At 64.8% G+C, this 17,069-nt stretch carries 18 protein-coding genes; 16 read left to right on the top strand and 2 right to left on the bottom strand.

Annotated features, from left to right (window positions below; genetic code table 11):
* From ACM6IP_RS17210 to ACM6IP_RS17285, 16 genes are read left to right on the top strand one after another with little or no spacing between them, the layout of a single operon-like run.
* On the top strand, positions 1-255 hold the full coding sequence (locus ACM6IP_RS17210; protein ID WP_095167185.1) for an acyl carrier protein: 255 nt from the start codon (positions 1-3) through the stop codon (positions 253-255).
* Positions 252-797 (top strand): hypothetical protein, encoded by a 546-nt coding sequence (locus ACM6IP_RS17215; RefSeq protein ID WP_414861939.1) that lies wholly within the window; start codon positions 252-254, stop codon positions 795-797. Before ACM6IP_RS17210 ends, ACM6IP_RS17215 begins: the two co-directional genes overlap by 4 nt.
* On the top strand, positions 794-2,476 hold the full coding sequence (locus ACM6IP_RS17220; RefSeq protein WP_414861940.1) for an AMP-binding protein: 1,683 nt from the start codon (positions 794-796) through the stop codon (positions 2,474-2,476). The genes ACM6IP_RS17215 and ACM6IP_RS17220 overlap by 4 nt, the downstream gene beginning before the upstream one ends.
* Entirely contained in the window at positions 2,469-3,203 is a 735-nt protein-coding gene (locus ACM6IP_RS17225; RefSeq protein ID WP_414861941.1) for a glycosyltransferase family 2 protein, read from the top strand. The genes ACM6IP_RS17220 and ACM6IP_RS17225 overlap by 8 nt, the downstream gene beginning before the upstream one ends.
* Positions 3,200-4,147: a glycosyl transferase gene (locus tag ACM6IP_RS17230; protein ID WP_401128995.1), complete on the top strand. Its 948-nt coding sequence runs from the start codon at positions 3,200-3,202 to the stop codon at positions 4,145-4,147. The genes ACM6IP_RS17225 and ACM6IP_RS17230 overlap by 4 nt, the downstream gene beginning before the upstream one ends.
* Positions 4,128-5,672, top strand: a complete 1,545-nt coding sequence (locus ACM6IP_RS17235; protein ID WP_159993310.1) for an HAL/PAL/TAL family ammonia-lyase — start codon at positions 4,128-4,130, stop codon at positions 5,670-5,672. Before ACM6IP_RS17230 ends, ACM6IP_RS17235 begins: the two co-directional genes overlap by 20 nt.
* Positions 5,665-6,090 carry an acyl-CoA thioesterase gene (locus ACM6IP_RS17240; RefSeq protein ID WP_159993308.1) on the top strand — a complete coding sequence of 142 codons (426 nt, stop codon included), beginning with the start codon at positions 5,665-5,667 and terminating at the stop codon, positions 6,088-6,090. Before ACM6IP_RS17235 ends, ACM6IP_RS17240 begins: the two co-directional genes overlap by 8 nt.
* Positions 6,087-6,776 (top strand): outer membrane lipoprotein carrier protein LolA, encoded by a 690-nt coding sequence (locus ACM6IP_RS17245; RefSeq protein WP_414861942.1) that lies wholly within the window; start codon positions 6,087-6,089, stop codon positions 6,774-6,776. The genes ACM6IP_RS17240 and ACM6IP_RS17245 overlap by 4 nt, the downstream gene beginning before the upstream one ends.
* Complete coding sequence (locus ACM6IP_RS17250) at positions 6,760-9,102, top strand: MMPL family transporter (RefSeq protein ID WP_414861943.1); 2,343 nt, start codon at positions 6,760-6,762, stop codon at positions 9,100-9,102. Before ACM6IP_RS17245 ends, ACM6IP_RS17250 begins: the two co-directional genes overlap by 17 nt.
* A complete protein-coding gene (locus ACM6IP_RS17255; RefSeq protein ID WP_095167201.1) occupies positions 9,096-10,256 on the top strand; it encodes a sodium:proton antiporter in 1,161 nt (386 codons plus the stop codon). Before ACM6IP_RS17250 ends, ACM6IP_RS17255 begins: the two co-directional genes overlap by 7 nt.
* Positions 10,243-11,490 (top strand): NAD(P)/FAD-dependent oxidoreductase, encoded by a 1,248-nt coding sequence (locus ACM6IP_RS17260; protein WP_095167203.1) that lies wholly within the window; start codon positions 10,243-10,245, stop codon positions 11,488-11,490. Before ACM6IP_RS17255 ends, ACM6IP_RS17260 begins: the two co-directional genes overlap by 14 nt.
* Positions 11,487-11,987 (top strand): hypothetical protein, encoded by a 501-nt coding sequence (locus tag ACM6IP_RS17265; protein WP_414861944.1) that lies wholly within the window; start codon positions 11,487-11,489, stop codon positions 11,985-11,987. Before ACM6IP_RS17260 ends, ACM6IP_RS17265 begins: the two co-directional genes overlap by 4 nt.
* The gene (locus ACM6IP_RS17270; RefSeq protein WP_414861945.1) at positions 11,984-13,180 is read left to right on the top strand and encodes a beta-ketoacyl-[acyl-carrier-protein] synthase family protein; all 1,197 of its coding nucleotides are present in this window, start codon (positions 11,984-11,986) and stop codon (positions 13,178-13,180) included. The genes ACM6IP_RS17265 and ACM6IP_RS17270 overlap by 4 nt, the downstream gene beginning before the upstream one ends.
* Complete coding sequence (locus ACM6IP_RS17275; RefSeq protein WP_414861946.1) at positions 13,177-13,641, top strand: hotdog family protein; 465 nt, start codon at positions 13,177-13,179, stop codon at positions 13,639-13,641. Before ACM6IP_RS17270 ends, ACM6IP_RS17275 begins: the two co-directional genes overlap by 4 nt.
* Entirely contained in the window at positions 13,634-14,362 is a 729-nt protein-coding gene (gene fabG / locus ACM6IP_RS17280) for a 3-oxoacyl-ACP reductase FabG (RefSeq protein WP_095167209.1), read from the top strand. Before ACM6IP_RS17275 ends, fabG begins: the two co-directional genes overlap by 8 nt.
* Positions 14,362-15,588, top strand: coding sequence for a beta-ketoacyl-ACP synthase (locus ACM6IP_RS17285; protein WP_401129017.1), 1,227 nt, complete (start codon positions 14,362-14,364; stop codon positions 15,586-15,588). Before fabG ends, ACM6IP_RS17285 begins: the two co-directional genes overlap by 1 nt.
* 207 nt (positions 15,589-15,795) lie before the next feature.
* Here ACM6IP_RS17285 and ACM6IP_RS17290 read toward each other — a convergent pair whose 3' ends face one another.
* Positions 15,796-16,026 (bottom strand): hypothetical protein, encoded by a 231-nt coding sequence (locus ACM6IP_RS17290; protein ID WP_414861947.1) that lies wholly within the window; start codon positions 16,024-16,026, stop codon positions 15,796-15,798.
* A 97-nt stretch (positions 16,027-16,123) separates the two neighbouring features.
* Positions 16,124-17,026, bottom strand: coding sequence for a LysR substrate-binding domain-containing protein (locus tag ACM6IP_RS17295; protein WP_414861948.1), 903 nt, complete (start codon positions 17,024-17,026; stop codon positions 16,124-16,126).
* Positions 17,027-17,069: the final 43 nt, after the last annotated feature.

Genomic DNA, 17,069 nt, shown 5'->3' on the forward strand with positions numbered 1-17,069 from the left:
ATGCAAACTCGTGACGATATTTTCAACACCTTGCGCGATGCCCTGGTCGAACTCTTTGAACTGGATCCGGCGCGCGTGAGTCTTGAATCCCACCTGTACCAGGACCTGGAGATCGACAGCATCGATGCCGTCGACCTGATCGACCACATCAAGCGCCAGACCGGCAAGAAAATCGCCGCCGAAGAGTTCAAGTCGGTGCGCACTGTCAGCGATGTGGTCGAGGCGGTCTATCGTCTGGTTCAACCGGCAGCATGAGCCCAGTGATCGGCCTTGGCCTGTTGCTCACGGGCCTGTTGTACCCCTTTGCGGTGTATTACGGCATGGCGCACTTCGCCCCGTGGCAATTCGCCCTGCTGCTGGGCAGCCTGTGGCTGGCCAGGGCCGTGACGGGCCAACGACGCCCTGGCGACGTGCTGATGGCCGGCGCAGTGCTGCTGTTTTGCCTGATGCTGGCGTTGCTCGACAGCCCGGACCTGCTGCGTTGGTACCCGGTGCTGATCAGCGGCCTGTTGCTGGGGCTGTTCGGCGCGAGCCTGAAGTACGGCCCGCCGATGGTCGAGCGCCTGGCGCGACTGCGCGAGCCGCAGTTGCCGCAAAAAGCCATCCGCTATACCCGCCATGTGACGATTGCCTGGTGCCTGTTTTTCCTGTGCAACGGCCTGTGTGCTGCTGCCCTGACCCTGTGGGCACCGCTGAGTTGGTGGGCGCTGTACACCGGGCTGATTTCCTACGTTTTGATCGGTCTGATGTTTGCCATCGAGTGGCTCATACGACAACGGGTACGAGGCCACCCATGAACTGGATAAAACTTGAGCACCTGTTGTTCAAGACTCAAACACAGCGGGCCGTGACCAGCGGCCCTGCGCTCGACCACGCACGCCTGTGCGAGCAGGCGCTGAGCCTGGCTGCCGGCCTGCAGGCCCGCGGCGTGCAGCGTATTGCCGTGCACCTGGAAGACGCCGCCGACCTGGCCATCGCCCTGCTCGGCGCCTGGCGCGCCGGGGTCAGCGTACTGCTGCCTGCCGACCTGCAAGCCCAGACCCGTCAACGCTGGAGCAGTGAAGTCGAGCTGTGGCTGAGCGACCAGCCGGGTGATGCCTGCCTCGACGATTTGCGCGACCCGCCACTGGCGCCCACCTCCCTGGATCTCGATCGCTGCCAATTGAGCCTGTGCACCTCCGGCTCCAGCGGCGAACCCAAGCGCATCGACAAGTCCTTGCGCCAACTGGCTAACGAAGTCGAGGCTCTCGAGCAGTTGTGGGGCGCCGACCTGGGCGACGCCTGCCTGATTGGCAGCGTCGCCACGCAACATATCTACGGCCTGTTGTTCCGCGTCCTGTGGCCGTTGTGTGCCGGGCGCCCGTTCGTGCGCAAACAACTGGCGTTTCCCGAAGACCTGCAGCGCGCCAGTCGCGAACATCCGGCCTTTGCCTGGGTCGCCAGCCCGGCCCTGCTCAAGCGCATGGGCGACAACCTCGACTGGCCGGCCCTGAGTGCGGTACGCCGGGTGTTTTCTTCCGGTGGCGCGCTGCCGGGCGAAGCCGCGCAAAGCCTGCATAACCGGCTGCAGCAATGGCCAACGGAAATCCTCGGCAGCTCGGAAACCGGTGGCATTGCCTGGCGCCAGGGACACGAACCCTGGCAGCCCTTTTCCGGCGTCCAGCTGCGCCAGGACAGCGACGGCGCCTTGCTGATCGCCTCGCCCTACCTGCCGCCCGGTCATGTCGAACACAGTGCCGATGCCGCCCGCATCGACGCGCACGGGCGCTTCGAACTGCTGGGGCGCCTGGACCGGATCGTCAAACTGGAAGAAAAACGCATTTCCCTGCCCATGCTCGAGCAAGCCCTGGTGACCCACGACTGGGTCGCCGAAGCCCGCCTGGGCGTGGTCCAGGAAAACCGTGCCTCGCTCGGCGCAGTGCTGGTGCTCAGCGAAACGGGCCTGCATGCCTTGCGCAATATTGGTCGGCGCAACCTGACCCAGGTCCTGCGTGAACACCTCAACCAGCATTGCGAAGCCCTGGCACTGCCCCGCCGCTGGCGCTTGCTGCGACAACTGCCGATGAATGCCCAGGGCAAACTCCCGCAGAAAACCATCGATGCCCTGCTCCTGGCGCCGCGCCCCAAGGCCCCCGAGGTGCTGGAGCAGAGTGAAGACGAAGGTCAGTGGAGCCTGCAACTGGCCGTGCCCCCGGACCTGGCCTACTTCAGCGGTCACTTCCCTCTCGCGCCGGTGTTGCCGGGCGTGGTGCAGGTGGACTGGGCCTTGAAGCTGGGCCTGCAGTTGATGAACCTGCCGCAAAAGTTTGCCGGTATGGAAGTGCTCAAGTTCCAGCAACTGGTGCGCCCGGGCGATGAAATCCAGCTGCACCTGCGCTTCGACGCAACACGCGGCAAGCTGTACTTCACCTACCGCAATGCCACCGCCACCTGCTCCAGTGGGCGGATCCTGCTCGAGAGCGCAATTGATGCATAACCCTTGCGCGGTGATCCCGGTCTACAACCACGAAACCGCCATTACCCGGGTGGTCGAGGCCCTGCTGGCCGCCGATTTGCCGTGCATCCTGGTGGACGATGCCAGCAGCCCGGCCTGCGCCGCGGTACTGGATGCCCTCGGCCAACGGCCCAAGGTGTTTGTGTTGCGCCTGGGCGTCAACCAGGGCAAGGGTGGCGCGGTGATGCACGGCCTGCGCGAAGCCGCGCGCCTGGGCTTCAGCCATGCCCTGCAGGTGGACGCCGACGGCCAGCATGACCTGCAGGATGCCGCGCGGTTTATCGCCTGCTCCAAAGCCCACCCCGAGGCGCTGGTCTGCGGTTATCCGCTGTACGACGCCAGCGTGCCCAAAGGCCGCCTGTACGCGCGCTACCTGACGCACGTGATGGTCTGGATCAACACCCTGTCGTTGCAGATTCGCGACTCCATGTGTGGTTATCGGGTTTATCCGCTGCCACCGACCCTGGCCCTGATCGACTCGGCCAACATCGGCCGGCGCATGGACTTCGACTCCGACATCCTGGTGCGCCTGGCCTGGCGCAACCAGCCCATGCTGTGGCTGCAAACCCGGGTGCACTACCCGCTGGACGGCGTTTCGCACTTTCGTCTGTTCCACGACAACGTGCTGATTACGCGCATGCACACCCGATTGTTCTTCGGCATGCTGCTGCGCTCGCCCGCGCTGCTCTGGCGGCGGTGGCACCGATGAGCGGCAACGCCGATAACAAGCACTGGGCCGACCGCGAGGAGCGCGGCAGCTTCTGGCTGATGAAATTCACGGCCGGCGCCGCCAAGCTGCTGGGCCGACGCGCATTGAGCCCGCTGCTGTACGGCATCGTCCTGTACTTTTTCCTGTTTGGCCGTAATGCCCGCCAGAGCGCCTGGCAGTACCAGCAGCGCCTGGCCGACTGGAGCAGTCGCGACGACTTGCGCCCCAGCCATTGGCGGGTGTTTGGCCAGTTCATGGCCTTTGCCGACTCGATGCTCGACAAGCTCGACGTCTGGAACGGCAAGCTGAGCATCGAGCAGATCGAGATCATCGACCCGGCCCTGCTGCGCAATCAACTGCGCGGTGCCCGCGGGCAACTGCTGGTGGGCGCCCACCTGGGCAATCTCGAGGTGTGCCGCGCACTGGCGGAGATCGGCGAGCGGGTCACCATGAACGTGCTGGTGCACACCAAGCACGCCGAGCAGTTCAACCGCTTGCTGGGGGAAGCCGGGGCAACCAACCTGCGGCTGATCCAGGTCAGCGAGCTGGACCCGCTGACCATGCTGCAGCTGCACGAGCGCCTGGAACGTGGCGAATGGTTGGCGATCGCCGGTGATCGGGTGCCCCTGCACGGCGGGCGCAGCGTGACCGTGGACTTCCTCGGCCATCCGGCGGCGTTCCCGCAAGGCCCGTGGTTGCTGGCCGGCTTGCTGAAATGCCCGGTCAATCTGCTGCTCTGCCTGAAGCAACCCGCGGGCCACTACCGACTGACCCTCGAACCCTTCGCCGAGGCGATACTGTGGAAACGCAGCGAGCGCGAGCAGGTCATTCATCAGTGGGCTTCCCGTTATGCCGAACGCCTGAGTCACTATTGCCTGCAAGCGCCCCAACAATGGTTCAACTTCTACCCTTTCTGGAAAGCCGATGACGACGCCCACGCTTGAGCCGGTAACCTTCGGCGAACTCCCCTTGCGCATCGAGGACGTGCTGGCCCTGGCTAACCGCCAGGCCCCTGCGCGGCTGCAAAGCGACAGCGCCTACCGCGAGCGCATCGCCAAGGGCGCGCGGTTTCTCGATTCGTTGCTGGACAAGGAAGGCGTGATCTATGGCGTGACCACCGGTTACGGCGATTCCTGCGTGGTGGCGGTTCCGCTACACCACGTCGAGGCCCTGCCCCGTCACCTGTACACCTTTCACGGCTGCGGCCTGGGCCAGTTGCTTGATGCCCAGGCCACCCGCGCCGTACTGGCCGCACGCTTGCAGTCGCTGTGCCATGGCGTCTCTGGGGTTCGCGTGGAACTGCTGGAGCGCCTGCAGGCGTTCCTCGACCAGGACATCCTGCCGCTGATCCCGCAGGAGGGTTCAGTGGGCGCCAGCGGTGACCTGACGCCGCTGTCCTACGTGGCCGCAACCCTGTCTGGGGAGCGTGAGGTGCTGTGGCGCGGTGAGCGCCGCACCTCGGCCGAGGTCCACCGCGAGCTCGGCTGGGCACCGCTGGTACTGCGCCCCAAGGAAGCCCTGGCGCTGATGAACGGCACCGCCGTGATGACCGGCCTGGCCTGCCTGGCCTTCGCCCGCGCCGACTACCTGCTGCAACTGGCCACGCGCATTACCGCGATGAATGTGGTCGCCCTGCAAGGCAACCCAGAACACTTCGACGAGCGCCTGTTCGCCGCCAAGCCCCACCCAGGGCAGATGCAGGTCGCCGCCTGGCTGCGCAAGGACCTGGCGATCGATGCGCCCACCGCGCCCCTGCATCGCTTGCAAGACCGCTACTCGCTGCGCTGCGCGCCCCATGTGCTGGGCGTACTGGCGGACAGCCTGAACTGGCTGCGCTCGTTCATCGAGATTGAACTCAACAGCGCCAACGACAATCCGATCATCGATGCCGAAGCCGAGCGCGTGCTGCACGGCGGGCACTTCTACGGTGGGCACATCGCCTTCGCCATGGACAGCCTGAAGAACCTGGTGGCCAACGTCGCCGACCTGCTCGACCGCCAGCTCGCCTTGCTGGTGGACGAACGCTACAACCATGGTTTGCCGAGCAACCTGTCAGGCGCCAGCGCCGAGCGGGCCATGCTCAACCACGGCTTCAAGGCGGTGCAGATCGGCACCAGCGCCTGGACCGCCGAAGCGTTGAAAAACACCATGCCGGCCAGCGTGTTCTCGCGCTCCACCGAATGCCACAACCAGGACAAGGTGAGCATGGGCACCATTGCCGCCCGCGACGCGATCCGCGTGCTGGAGCTGACCGAGCAGGTCGCTGCCGCCACCTTGCTGGCCGCCCAGCAAGGGGTGTGGCTACGCGGCCAGGCAGCCGATGCCCGGCCATTGCCGCCAGCACTGGCGGCCATGCACGCGGAGCTGGCCAAGGACTTTGCCCCGGTGATCGAAGACCGCGCCCTGGAAGGCGAGTTGCGCCTGTGCCTGCAACGAATCGGCGAACAACACTGGAGGCTGCATGCGTAGCAAGGGAGTGCTGCACCACGACACCGAGATCCTCGTGCCGTTCTTCGACGTCGACAGCATGCACGTGGTCTGGCATGGCCATTACGTGAAGTACCTGGAAATCGCCCGCTGCGCCCTGCTTGACAGCCTGGGCCACAACTACAAGGCCATGCAGGAATCTGGCTACGCCTGGCCGGTGATCGACCTGCAGTTGCGCTACGTGCGCGGCGCCGTGTTCGGCCAGCGGCTGAATGTGCGCGCCAGCCTGGTGGAGTGGGAAAACCGCCTGAAGATCAACTACCTGATCAGCGATCTCGCCAGCGGCGAGCGCCTGACCCGTGCCTGCACGGTGCAGGTCGCCGTCGACCTGGCCAGCCGCGAGATGCAATTGGCCTCGCCGAAAGTGTTCACCGATGCCGTCACGAGAGCCCTCGAATGATGCACACCCCCCCTGTAGGAGCGAGCTCGCTCGCGAAAGTCGTCAACGATAACGCTGCACGCCTGGTATTGCGACGCGTCCTCAGGTTCTTCGCGAGCAAGCTCGCTCCTACCGGAATGGGGGTATTACTGAGCTTCAGCGCACAGGCATTCGACCTGCAACAGCTCAGCACTCAACTGGCCAAACCCACGGTAATCCACGGCCAGTTCATTCAGGAAAAACACCTGCGCGCCCTACCCCAACCGTTGACCAGCCAGGGCAGCTTCGTGCTGGCCAAGGATCACGGCTTGCTCTGGTTGCTCAAGACTCCGCTGCAGCAGGACTACCGCATCACCGCCCAAGGCATCGCCCGGCGTGACGCCAACGGCTGGCAGATGCTGCCGGGCAAAAGCGCCGGTGCCGAGCAGAACCGTTTGTTCCTCGCGGTGCTGCAAGGCGACAGCAGCGGCCTGCAACGTGATTTCGAACTGGCGCTCAGTGGCGATGCACAGCGCTGGCACCTGACCCTGACCCCGCGTTCGCTGCTGCTCAAGCAGGTATTCCAGCAAATCAACATCGACGGCGGTGAACTGGTGCAGCGCATCGAACTGCTCGAAACCCAGGGCGACAGCACCCTGCTGCGCATGCAGGACAGCACCGCCAATCAACCTCTCAGTGACGCGGAGCAACATGACTTTGCCCAGTGAACGCAGGCTGCCCTGGCTGTTCCTGGGCCTGCTGCTGGGCATGCTCGCGCTCGGCGCCTGGCAATGGCGCGACGGTGCGCCCTTGTCGGCCAACCTCATGGAACTGGCGCCCGGCACCACTCCTGACGCGCTGGAACTGCGCGCCGAACAGCGCATGCAAGAACCGCTGAACCAGGAAATGCTGGTGCTGGTCGGCCATCAGCAGCGCAGTCAGGCCATCCAGATGGCGCAGACCCTCGGCGCTCAATGGCAGGCCAGCGGTCTGTTCGAAAAGGTCCAGTGGGATCTGCAAGCCGATCTGCCGGCCCTGCGCAGCCAACTGCTGTCAGGTCGCCTGGCCATGCTGTCGAAGACCGACCGGCAACAATTGCTGGAACAGCCGGACGCCTTTATCCAGCAACGCCTGCAAGCCCTGTTCGACCCCTTCAGCAGCTTTAGCCTGGTGCCCAGCCAGGACGACTGGCTGGGCCTGACCGGGCGTATCCAGAACAGCCAACCGCAGCGCGGCGTGGTGCAGCTGGACATCGGCAGCGGCGCATTGATTGCCGACGCCGACGGCAAGAGCTGGGTCCTGCTGCGGGCCCGCACCACCGGCAATGCCTTCGACATGCAACTGCCGCTGCAAGTGGCCGGGCTGCTCGAACGCAGCCGCGAGCAGGCCGCCAAGGCTGACGTGCAACTGCTCGCGGCCAGCGGCCTGCTGTATGCCGCTGCCGGTCAGCAGCAGGCGACCCGGGAGATGACCTGGGTCGGCGGCGGCGCCACCCTGGGAATCTTGCTCCTGCTGTTGCTGGCTTTCCGCCGCTGGCGGGTGCTGCTGGCGTTCGTCCCGGTGCTGGTGGGCATGTTGTTTGGCGCGGTGGCCTGTGTCGCGCTGTTTGGCCACATGCATGTGATGACCCTGGTCCTGGGTTCCAGCCTGATCGGGGTGGCGGTGGATTACCCACTGCATTACCTGTCCAAGAGCTGGAGCCTGAAACCCTGGCGCAGCTGGCCGGCCTTGCGCCTGACCTTGCCGGGGCTGACCCTGAGCCTGATCACCAGTTGCATTGGCTACCTGGCCCTGGCCTGGACACCCTTCCCGGCCCTGACCCAGATCGCCGTGTTCTCGGCCGCCGGACTGCTCGGCGCCTATCTGTCGGCGGTGTGCCTGCTGCCGGCGCTGCTCAAGGGCCTGGAGTTGAACCCGGCGCAGTGGCCGCTGCGGATCTGCGAAGGTTTGTTGAACCTGCGCGAAGCCCTGCTCAAACACTTGCGCACCCCCGTGTTGCTCGCGCTGCTGCTCGCCTTCTGTGTCGGTGGCCTGCTGCAACTGCACACGCGCAACGACATTCGCCAATGGGTCGGAGCGCCCGCGCAACTCACCGAAGAGGCGCGGACCATCGCGCAGATCACCGGCTTTCAGCCCACCAGTCAGTTTTTCCTGGTGCGGGCCGCCAACCAGGAGCAATTGCTCGAGCGCCAGAGCGCCTTGAGCGAACGCCTGGAGCAACTGGTCAACCTGGAAAAACTCCAGGGTTTCCTCGCGCTCGATCAACTGGTCAGTGCCCCCAGCGTGCAGCAGCAGGTGCGCGAGGCGTTGGCCAAGCTGCCCCAGCACTGGCAGCCCTTGCTGGCCCTCGGCATCTCGAACGAGGCGCTGCAGGCAGAACTGGCGGCGTTGCAGGCGCTGCCGCTGCAGGATATCGATGCCGCGCTGCTGGGACCGCTGGCTGAACCCTACCGCACCCTCTGGCTGGGCCCAAACGCCGAGGGCGTAGCGGCCATGGTCAGCCTGCAAGGCTTGAACGACCCAGCATTACTGCGGGTGCAGACCCAGGACTTGCCCGGCGTGGTGCTGGTGGATCGCCTCGGCGACCTGAACCAGGTATTCGCCGCCACGCAAATCAGCGCCGCCGAGTTGAAGCTCGCTTCCTGCGTGCTGATCGTGCTGGTGCTGATTCTGCCCTTTGGCCTGGGCGGCGCCCTGCGCATCGTCCTCCTGCCGTTGCTGGCCGCCTTGTGCAGCCTGGCCAGCCTGGGCTGGCTGGGGCAACCCTTGACCCTGTTCAGCCTGTTCGGCCTGCTGCTGGTAACGGCGATCAGCGTCGACTATGCGATCCTGATGCGCGAACAGGTGGGTGGCGCGGCGGTGAGCCTGCTCGGCACCCTGCTGGCGGCGCTGACCACCTGGCTGTCGTTCGGCCTGCTGGCGGTGTCCAGCACCCCGGCGGTGAGCAACTTCGGCCTGGCGGTGAGCCTGGGGCTGGTGTTCAGCTTCATCCTCGCACCGTGGGCGGGAAGCCAGGCCCACACGGCGCCACGCCGGGAGCCGCAAGCATGCTGATTGCCCTGTTCTGGCTCCTGGCCCTGGCGCTGTTCGCCGCGGCCACCTACCTCGGCCGACACCTGGGCCTGATTCCGATCGTCAGCCAGTTGCTGCTGGCCACCTTTGGCCTGCCGTTGCTGATGTACTTCTGGATCGAGCCGGGCTGGCAGCTCACGGGTGCCGAACTGATTGGCCCCGGGTGGCTGAAAAACCTCTACAGCCTGGGTTTTGCCTTACTGCTGGGGCATATCCTCAGCGACGTGATCGACCTGCGCCTGGACCGCCAGAGCCTGAAAATCGCCCTGCCGAGCTTTTGCCTGCCCTTCGCCTGCGGCCTGGCCACGGCCATCTGGCTGCTGCCAGCGCAACCCTGGATCAGTTCCCTGGCGGTCGGCCTGCTGTTCGCGATCACCGCGATCCCGGTGCTGTACCTGTACCTGCGCCACATCGGCTATCCCGCGGCTGCGACCCGACGCCTGGTGCAAACGGCGATCCTCATCGACTTGACCTGCTGGACCCTGTTCGCCGTAGCCCAGGGCAGCCTGCACCTGAGTAGCCTGTTGCTGCCGTTGGCCGGTGCGTGCACGCCGCTGCTCCTGCGCCTGCTCGGGCTGCGCCAGCCGCTGATCTACAGCGCCGGGTTTTTCCTGTTGCTGGTAGTGGCCGAGCACTACAAGCTCAACGCCCTGATTCTCGGCATCGGCTACCTGCTGTTGATGGCCACCATGAAAATCGCGCTGGTGCTGCCCCTGCCGGCGGTGTGGATGAACCGTGTGCAGACCTGGATCGCCATCCCGCTGATCCTGACCTTCGGCATTGTGCAGATCGACGTGCACAGCGCCCTCGACAGCCTGGGCTGGGGTCAATTGCTGGCCTTGCTGCTGTTGCCGATCGCCAGCAAATTGCTCGGCAACTGGCTGGGCCTGGGCTGGGCCGGACTATCCTTTGCAGGTGCCAGCCGTTGGCGCGAATCTGTGCTGCTGAATATTCGCGGGTTGAGCGAGATCGTCTTTCTCAACCTGCTGCTGCAACAACAGCTCATCAGTGGCGCGCTGTACTTCGCGCTGATGCTGATGGGTCTCGTCGCGACGCTACTGCCGGCCTTGCTCGGCATGCACCGCGCCCCCGGAAATAGCGCCGCTACGGCAAGGAGTCCACGTGCCAACCGTTGAAATAGAACAGCGTCAGGTAGTGATCATCGGCGCCGGCCCCTCGGGGGCGATTGCCGCCGCGCTGCTCAAGCGCAAGGGCCACGATGTGCTGGTCATCGAACGCCAGCATTTCCCGCGATTTTCCATCGGCGAGAGCCTGCTGTGTCACTGCCTGGACTTCGTCGAAGAAGCCGGCATGCTCGATGCGGTCAACGCCGCCGGGTTCCAGCTGAAGAACGGCGCCGCCTTCGCCTGGGGCGAGCACTACAGCGCCTTCGACTTTGGTGACACCTTCACCGCCGGCAAGCCGACCACCTTTCAGGTGCAGCGCGCCGACTTCGACAAGTTGCTGGCCGACCAGGCCGCCTTGCAAGGGGTGGAAATCCGCTACGGCGAGGCCATCGTCAGCGTCGATGTCGAGCGCCCGCAACCCCTCCTGCAGGTACTGCGCGAGGACGGCAGCCAGTACCCCGTGCAAGCCGCCTTCATTCTCGACGCCAGTGGCTACGGCCGCGTGCTGCCGCGCTTGCTCGACCTCGAAGTGGCGTCGAACTTTCCGCTGCGCCAGGCAGTGTTCACCCACGTGCAGGACCGGATCGACAGCCCGGCGTTCGAGCGCGAGAAAATCCTCATCACTACCCACCCGACCCAACGCGATATCTGGTTCTGGACCATCCCGTTCAGCAATGGCCGCTGCTCGGTGGGCGTGGTCGCGGCCGCCGAGCATTTCGCCGGGCGCAGCGCCGACCTGGATGCCTGCCTGCAAGGCTTCATCGCCGAAACCCCGAGCCTGGCCAAGGTTCTGCAAAACGCCGTGTGGGACACCGAGGCCCGGACCATCGGCGGCTACTCGGCCAACGTCAAGACCTTGCACGGGCCGGGGTTTGCCCTGCTGGGCAATGCCGCGGAGTTCCTCGACCCGGTGTTTTCCTCCGGCGTGACCATCGCCATGCGCTCGGCGAGCATGGCCGCCGCGGTCCTCGATCGCCAACTACAGGGGCACAGCGTCGATTGGCAACGCGAGTTCGCCGAGCCCCTCAAACGCGGGGTCGACACCTTCCGCTGCTATGTCGAAGGCTGGTACAACGGCACCTTCCAGGATGTGATCTACCACCAGGGCGGCACCGTGGAGATCCGTCGCATGATCAGCGCGATCCTCGCAGGCTATGCCTGGGACGAACGCAATCCGTTTGTCAGCGAGGCCCGGCGCCGGCTGAAAATGATCTCGCAGTTCTGTGCCCGGGATGCCACATGAGCCAGCGTGACCTTGTCGCTCGCCTGATGCTGCTGGGCGCCGCTTTGCTGCTGAGCGCATGCGCCGGCCAACCACCTCTGCCCGCGGGGCAACCGGCGTTGGCGCTGCCGCTGCAACTGCACGTGCAACAATCGCAGGACCAGCAACGCCAGGATTGGGTGCTGGTGATCCAGCGTGAAGACCCCGGGATTCGCTGGTCAATGATGGACTTACTGGGTATCCCCCAGGCACGCCAGAAACTGGTCAACGGCCAGTGGCAGGCTGACGGCCTGCTGCCGCCCAACCCGCAAGCCCGGGAACTGTTCGCCGCGTTACTGTTTGCCCTGACGCCGCCAGACCAGTTGCAAGCCAACTACCCCAGCGCCTGGCAGCATGGCACGCAACGTTCGCTGCCCACGCGCTGGGACGTACGTTATGCCCAGCCCCTGAACTTTCAGCTCAGCCTGCCCCAGGGCCCGACCTATCAGGTCACGCCACTTCGCGGGGACACCCCATGACGGCCTACCTCAACGCCCTCGGGCTGGTCTGCAGCCTCGGTCGCGGGCAGCAGGAAGTCGCGCGCAACCTGTTCGCCGGGGACGGCTCGGGGATGCGTGTCGAGTCGGGCTGGGTACCACAGCGCGCCCTGCCGGTGGCGGCAGTCCAGGGCGAACTGGCAGCTATTCCCGCTCATCTGCGCCAGCACGCCAGTCGCAATAATCAGCTGTTGCTGGAAGCGGCGCTGCAGATCCGTGCCGACATCGACCAGGTCATCCAGCGCTACGGAGCGCAGCGCATCGCAGTGGTGCTGGGCACCAGCACCTCAGGGATCGACGAAGCCAGCCAGAGCCTGGCCACCTATCTGCGGGACCAGCGATTCCCCGCAGACTATGACTATCGGCAACAGGAACTGGGCGCCCCGGCGGACTTCCTCGCCGACTGGCTGCAACTGCGCGGCCCGGCCTATGTGATTTCCACCGCCTGCACCTCCAGCGCCCGCGCCCTGCTGAGCGCCCAGCGCCTGCTCGACCAGGGCCTGTGCGACGCGGTGCTGTGCGGCGGCGTCGACAGCCTGTGCAAGCTGACGCTCAACGGTTTTTCGGCCCTGGAAGCGGTGTCCGAACAACGCTGCAATCCGTTCTCCGTGAACCGCAATGGCATCAACATCGGCGAGGCGGCGGTACTGTTCCTGATGACCCGCTGTGCCAATGAGCAACCGACGCTGGCCCTGCTCGGTGGCGGCGCCAGTTCCGATGCACACCATATTTCCGCCCCCGAGCCCTCCGGTCGCGGCGCGCGGCAAGCGATGCACAAGGCCCTCGACCGTGCCGGCCTGCAGCCCGGGCAGATCAGCTACCTGAACCTGCACGGCACCGCGACCCAGCACAACGATGCGATGGAAAGCCAGGCCGTGGCCAGTCTGTTCCCGGCCGGCGTACCGTGCTCCTCGACCAAGCCCCTGACCGGGCACACCCTGGGTGCCGCCGGCGCCCTGGAAGCAGCGTTCTGCTGGCTGAGCCTGGGCGCGGACAACCCCGGCCGCGTCCTGCCTCCTCACCTCTGGGACGGCCAGCCGGACCCAGGGCTGCCAGCACTGCAATGGGTGACGCCGACCGATCGCCTGGCGTCCATTGGTCCGCGCTACCTGATGAGCAACTCCTTCGCCTTCGGTGGCAACAACGTCAGCCTGATTATCGGAGACGCACCATGATTGACTGGCCGCTCGCCGAACTGCTGCCCCACGCTGGCGACATGATCCTCATCGACCGGGTCCTGGGGTTCGACGAAGAACAGATTCACACCCAACTGACGGTCAAGCCAGACGGCCTGTTCAACCATCCGGACGGTAGCCTGCCGGCCTGGGTCGGCATCGAGCTGATGGCCCAGAGCGTCGCCGCCTTTGCCGGTTGCCAGGCCCGGCGCCGCGGCAATCCCGTGGAGCTGGGGTTCCTGCTCGGTACCCGCAAGTTCGAATGCAACGTCGAGCATTTCCCGGCCGGCACCGAACTGACCGTCCACGCAATCCGCTCCCTGGAAGACGACAACGGCATGGGCGTGTTCGAATGCCATATCCACGGCACCGGCATTCACGCCAGCGCTCGTCTGAATGTGTTCCGACCGCCCCAGGCGGCTCAATATCTCGATCAATCCAAGGAGTCCAGTGATGACTGAATTCGTACTGGTCACCGGCTCCAGCCGTGGCATCGGCCGCGCCATCGCCCTGCGCCTGGCGCAGGCCGGGCATGACATCGTGGTCCACTGCCGCAGCGGTCGCGCCGAGGCCGACGCGGTCCAGGCCGAGATCGAGGCCCTCGGCCGGCGCGCCCGGGTCCTGCAGTTCGACGTCGCCGACCGAGCCCGGTGCAAAACCGTGCTGGAGGCCGATGTCGAGGCCCATGGCGCCTACTACGGCGTGGTGCTCAACGCCGGACTGACCCGCGACGGTGCATTCCCCGCCCTGAGCGAAGAAGATTGGGACCAGGTCATGCGCACCAATCTCGACGGTTTCTACAACGTACTGCACCCGGTGATGATGCCGATGATCCGCCGCCGCGCCGCCGGCCGGATCGTCTGCATCACGTCGGTGTCGGGTTTGATCGGCAATCGCGGGCAGGTCAACTACAGTGCCTCCAAGGCCGGTCTGATCGGCGCGGCAAAAGCATTGGCGATCGAGCTGGGCAAGCGCAAAATCACCGTCAACTGCGTCGCACCCGGCCTGATCGACACAGCCATGCTCGATGACAACGTGCCGGTGGAAGAACTGATGAAAATGATCCCCGCACAACGCTTGGGCACCCCACAAGAAGTGGCTGGCGCGGTGAACTTCCTGATGTCGGCAGAAGCCTCGTACATCACCCGCCAGGTACTGGCCGTCAATGGAGGCCTGTGTTGATGAAGCGCGTCGTCGTCACCGGCATGGCCGGCATCACCTCCCTGGGTAACGACTGGGCAACCATCGCCGGCCACTTCAAGGCCAACCACAGCGGCATCCGGCGCATGCACGAGTGGGATCGGTTCACCGAGCTGAACACCCGGCTGGCCGGCCCCATCGATGACTTCAAGGTGCCGGCCCACTGGACCCGCAAACAGCTGCGCAGCATGGGCCGGGTGTCCCGCCTGGCAGTTGGCGCGGCCGAACGGGCCCTGGCCGACGCTGGCCTGCTAGGTGACGAGTCGATCAAGGACGGGCGCATGGGTGTGGCCTGCGGCTCATCCACCGGCAGCACCGACGAGATCAAGGCCTTCGGCAACATGCTGCTCAACTCGGTGGCCGAAGGGCTCAACGCCAACTCCTACGTGCGCATGATGCCGCACACCACGGCGGCCAACATCAGCATCTTTTTCGGCCTCACCGGGCGCCTGATCCCCACGTCCAGCGCTTGCACCAGTGGCAGCCAGGGCATCGGCTACGCCTATGAGGCGATCAAGTTCGGACGCTTGCCGTTGATGCTCGCCGGCGGCGCCGAAGAGCTGTGCCCGACCGAGGCCATGGTGTTCGATGCGCTCTACGCCACCAGCCTGAAAAACGATGCGCCGCAATCCAGCCCACGGCCCTACGACACTGCGCGCGACGGCCTGGTGATCGGTGAGGGTGGCGGCATGCTGGTGCTTGAAGAACTTGAGCACGCGCTGGCTCGTGGCGCGCATATCCACGCCGAAGTAGTCGGTTTCGGCAGCAACGCCGACGGTCAACACACCACCCGTCCAGAACAGAGCACCATGCGCCGGGCCATGGAGTTGGCGCTAGAGGACGCCGGCCTGGAGCCAGCAGCGATCGGCTACGTAAACGGCCACGGCACCGCCACCGAACAGGGTGACATCGCCGAAACCCTGGCCACCAGCAGCCTGTTCGGCAACCGCATGCCCATCAGCTCGCAAAAGAGTTTCCTGGGCCACACCCTGGGCGCCTGCGGTGCCCTGGAGTCCTGGTTCAGCATTGAAATGCTCAACAGCGACGAATACGCCCACACCTTCAACCTCGACCACGTCGATCCCCAGTGCGGCGCGCTGGACTACCTGCGTGGCGAGTTCCGGCAGATGTGCAACCAGTACGTAATGAACAACAACTTTGCCTTTGGCGGGGTGAATACTTCGTTGATTTTCAAGCGCTGGGCGTAACACCAGAACGACAAAGGGCGCCTTTCGGCGCCCCTTCACAGACAGGTCGGCTTGTCATCACCCTTTACCTGTCTGGCTCTGCGATTGCTGGTTGACCAGGATCCTCAGAGTCTCACAAGCCCCTTGCGGGAACTTGTGCAGTATTGCCCGGAATGGCGTCTCGGACAATAGATGGCAACTCGCCTGCCTGCGCCAGATTCGACCGCATCATAAACCCAGCGCCCTACGCACCGCGACCTTGATGGCATTAAACTCATCTGTTTCAAGTTGTGAAATGCCGTACACGCGCTTTCCTTTGCGATCACGACTCTTGATTCGATCGAGCCTGTGCTTTCGTATGACGACAACAGGTCTGACCTTGATCATTTCTGGGACTTCATAGCCCCTGAAGTCGCAAATCAGCACACTGCCTTCCTTGGGCTGATATTGAAGTGGCATCCGTGTCACCCGACTAAAGAAATCGATTCTGCGCAAGAATCGCGAAAACCACTAAGTTCAATCCATTACTTGAAATGTCCCGAGAGCGACACCTTGCTCACGACTTCACTGCGTCGACCTTGCGCGTCAGTAGCTCGACAAACGCCTTGGCCATCGGTGACTTCTGGTCCTTGCGCTGTACCAGCCACACCGCCGACATGGCCAGGGGATCGAGTAGCGGTCGGTAGACCACGCCGTCGATGCGCATCCGTTGGTAGGACGCCGGTAGTACCGAGACTCCCAGCCCCGCCGCCACCAGGCCGATGATGGTCATGGCCTCGCCGGCTTCCTGGGCAAAGTGCGGGCTGAAGCCGGCGTCGCGTGCCAGGCTCAGCAGTTGCGCGTAGAGGCCGCTGCCGTAGCTGCGCGGAAAGAACACGAACGGCTCATGGGCCAGCGCCGACAGAAACAGGCCCTCCTCACTGCCCACCGACAACGGGTCCTTGGCACTGAGTACCGCCACCAGCGGCTCGCGGGTCAGCTCGACCACCTCCAGCGAGTCCGGCAGCGGCAACGGCCGCATGATGCCGACCTGGATCGACTCGTCCACCAGTGCATCGGCGACCTGGGTGCTGCTCATTTCCCGCAGGTTCAGGTGCACGGCCGGGAAGCGCTGGCGAAAGGCAAAGATGGCTTGGGGGATGGTTGAGTTGAACGGCGCCGATGAGGTGAAGCCAATCTTCAACTCCCCCAGCTCGCCCAGTTGAGCGCGGCGGGCCACATCGGCGGCTTTGTCGACCTGGGCCAGCACCAGCCGCGCCTCTTCAAGGAATAGCCGGCCAGCCTCGCTGAGTTCGACCCGACGATTGGTACGCTCGAACAGACGCGCCCCGATCTCCTGTTCCAGCACCTGGATCTGCTGGCTCAATGGCGGCTGGGAGATGCCCAACACCTGTGCCGCGCGGCCGAAATGCAGTTCTTCGGCGACGGCGATAAAGTAGCGCAGATGGCGCAATTCCATGAAAACTCCATTAGGTCGTAAAACATCTTAAACAGGTCGAACA

Origin of the sequence: Pseudomonas sp. IT-P176 (assembly GCF_949767245.1) — a bacterium.
Classification (GTDB): Bacteria; Pseudomonadota; Gammaproteobacteria; order Pseudomonadales; family Pseudomonadaceae; genus Aquipseudomonas.

Excerpts from the sequence above, each read along its gene's own strand:
- ACM6IP_RS17210 (WP_095167185.1), top strand. The coding sequence starts at position 1 with ATGCAAACTCGTGACGATATTTTCAACACCTTGCGCGATGCCCTGGTC.
- ACM6IP_RS17215 (WP_414861939.1), top strand. The coding sequence starts at position 252 with ATGAGCCCAGTGATCGGCCTTGGCCTGTTGCTCACGGGCCTGTTGTAC.
- ACM6IP_RS17220 (WP_414861940.1), top strand. The coding sequence starts at position 794 with ATGAACTGGATAAAACTTGAGCACCTGTTGTTCAAGACTCAAACACAG.
- ACM6IP_RS17225 (WP_414861941.1), top strand. The coding sequence starts at position 2,469 with ATGCATAACCCTTGCGCGGTGATCCCGGTCTACAACCACGAAACCGCC.
- ACM6IP_RS17230 (WP_401128995.1), top strand. The coding sequence starts at position 3,200 with ATGAGCGGCAACGCCGATAACAAGCACTGGGCCGACCGCGAGGAGCGC.
- ACM6IP_RS17235 (WP_159993310.1), top strand. The coding sequence starts at position 4,128 with ATGACGACGCCCACGCTTGAGCCGGTAACCTTCGGCGAACTCCCCTTG.
- ACM6IP_RS17240 (WP_159993308.1), top strand. The coding sequence starts at position 5,665 with ATGCGTAGCAAGGGAGTGCTGCACCACGACACCGAGATCCTCGTGCCG.
- ACM6IP_RS17245 (WP_414861942.1), top strand. The coding sequence starts at position 6,087 with ATGATGCACACCCCCCCTGTAGGAGCGAGCTCGCTCGCGAAAGTCGTC.
- ACM6IP_RS17250 (WP_414861943.1), top strand. The coding sequence starts at position 6,760 with ATGACTTTGCCCAGTGAACGCAGGCTGCCCTGGCTGTTCCTGGGCCTG.
- ACM6IP_RS17255 (WP_095167201.1), top strand. The coding sequence starts at position 9,096 with ATGCTGATTGCCCTGTTCTGGCTCCTGGCCCTGGCGCTGTTCGCCGCG.
- ACM6IP_RS17265 (WP_414861944.1), top strand. The coding sequence starts at position 11,487 with ATGAGCCAGCGTGACCTTGTCGCTCGCCTGATGCTGCTGGGCGCCGCT.
- ACM6IP_RS17270 (WP_414861945.1), top strand. The coding sequence starts at position 11,984 with ATGACGGCCTACCTCAACGCCCTCGGGCTGGTCTGCAGCCTCGGTCGC.
- ACM6IP_RS17275 (WP_414861946.1), top strand. The coding sequence starts at position 13,177 with ATGATTGACTGGCCGCTCGCCGAACTGCTGCCCCACGCTGGCGACATG.
- fabG (WP_095167209.1), top strand. The coding sequence starts at position 13,634 with ATGACTGAATTCGTACTGGTCACCGGCTCCAGCCGTGGCATCGGCCGC.
- ACM6IP_RS17285 (WP_401129017.1), top strand. The coding sequence starts at position 14,362 with ATGAAGCGCGTCGTCGTCACCGGCATGGCCGGCATCACCTCCCTGGGT.
- ACM6IP_RS17290 (WP_414861947.1), bottom strand. The coding sequence starts at position 16,026 with ATGCCACTTCAATATCAGCCCAAGGAAGGCAGTGTGCTGATTTGCGAC.
- ACM6IP_RS17295 (WP_414861948.1), bottom strand. The coding sequence starts at position 17,026 with ATGGAATTGCGCCATCTGCGCTACTTTATCGCCGTCGCCGAAGAACTG.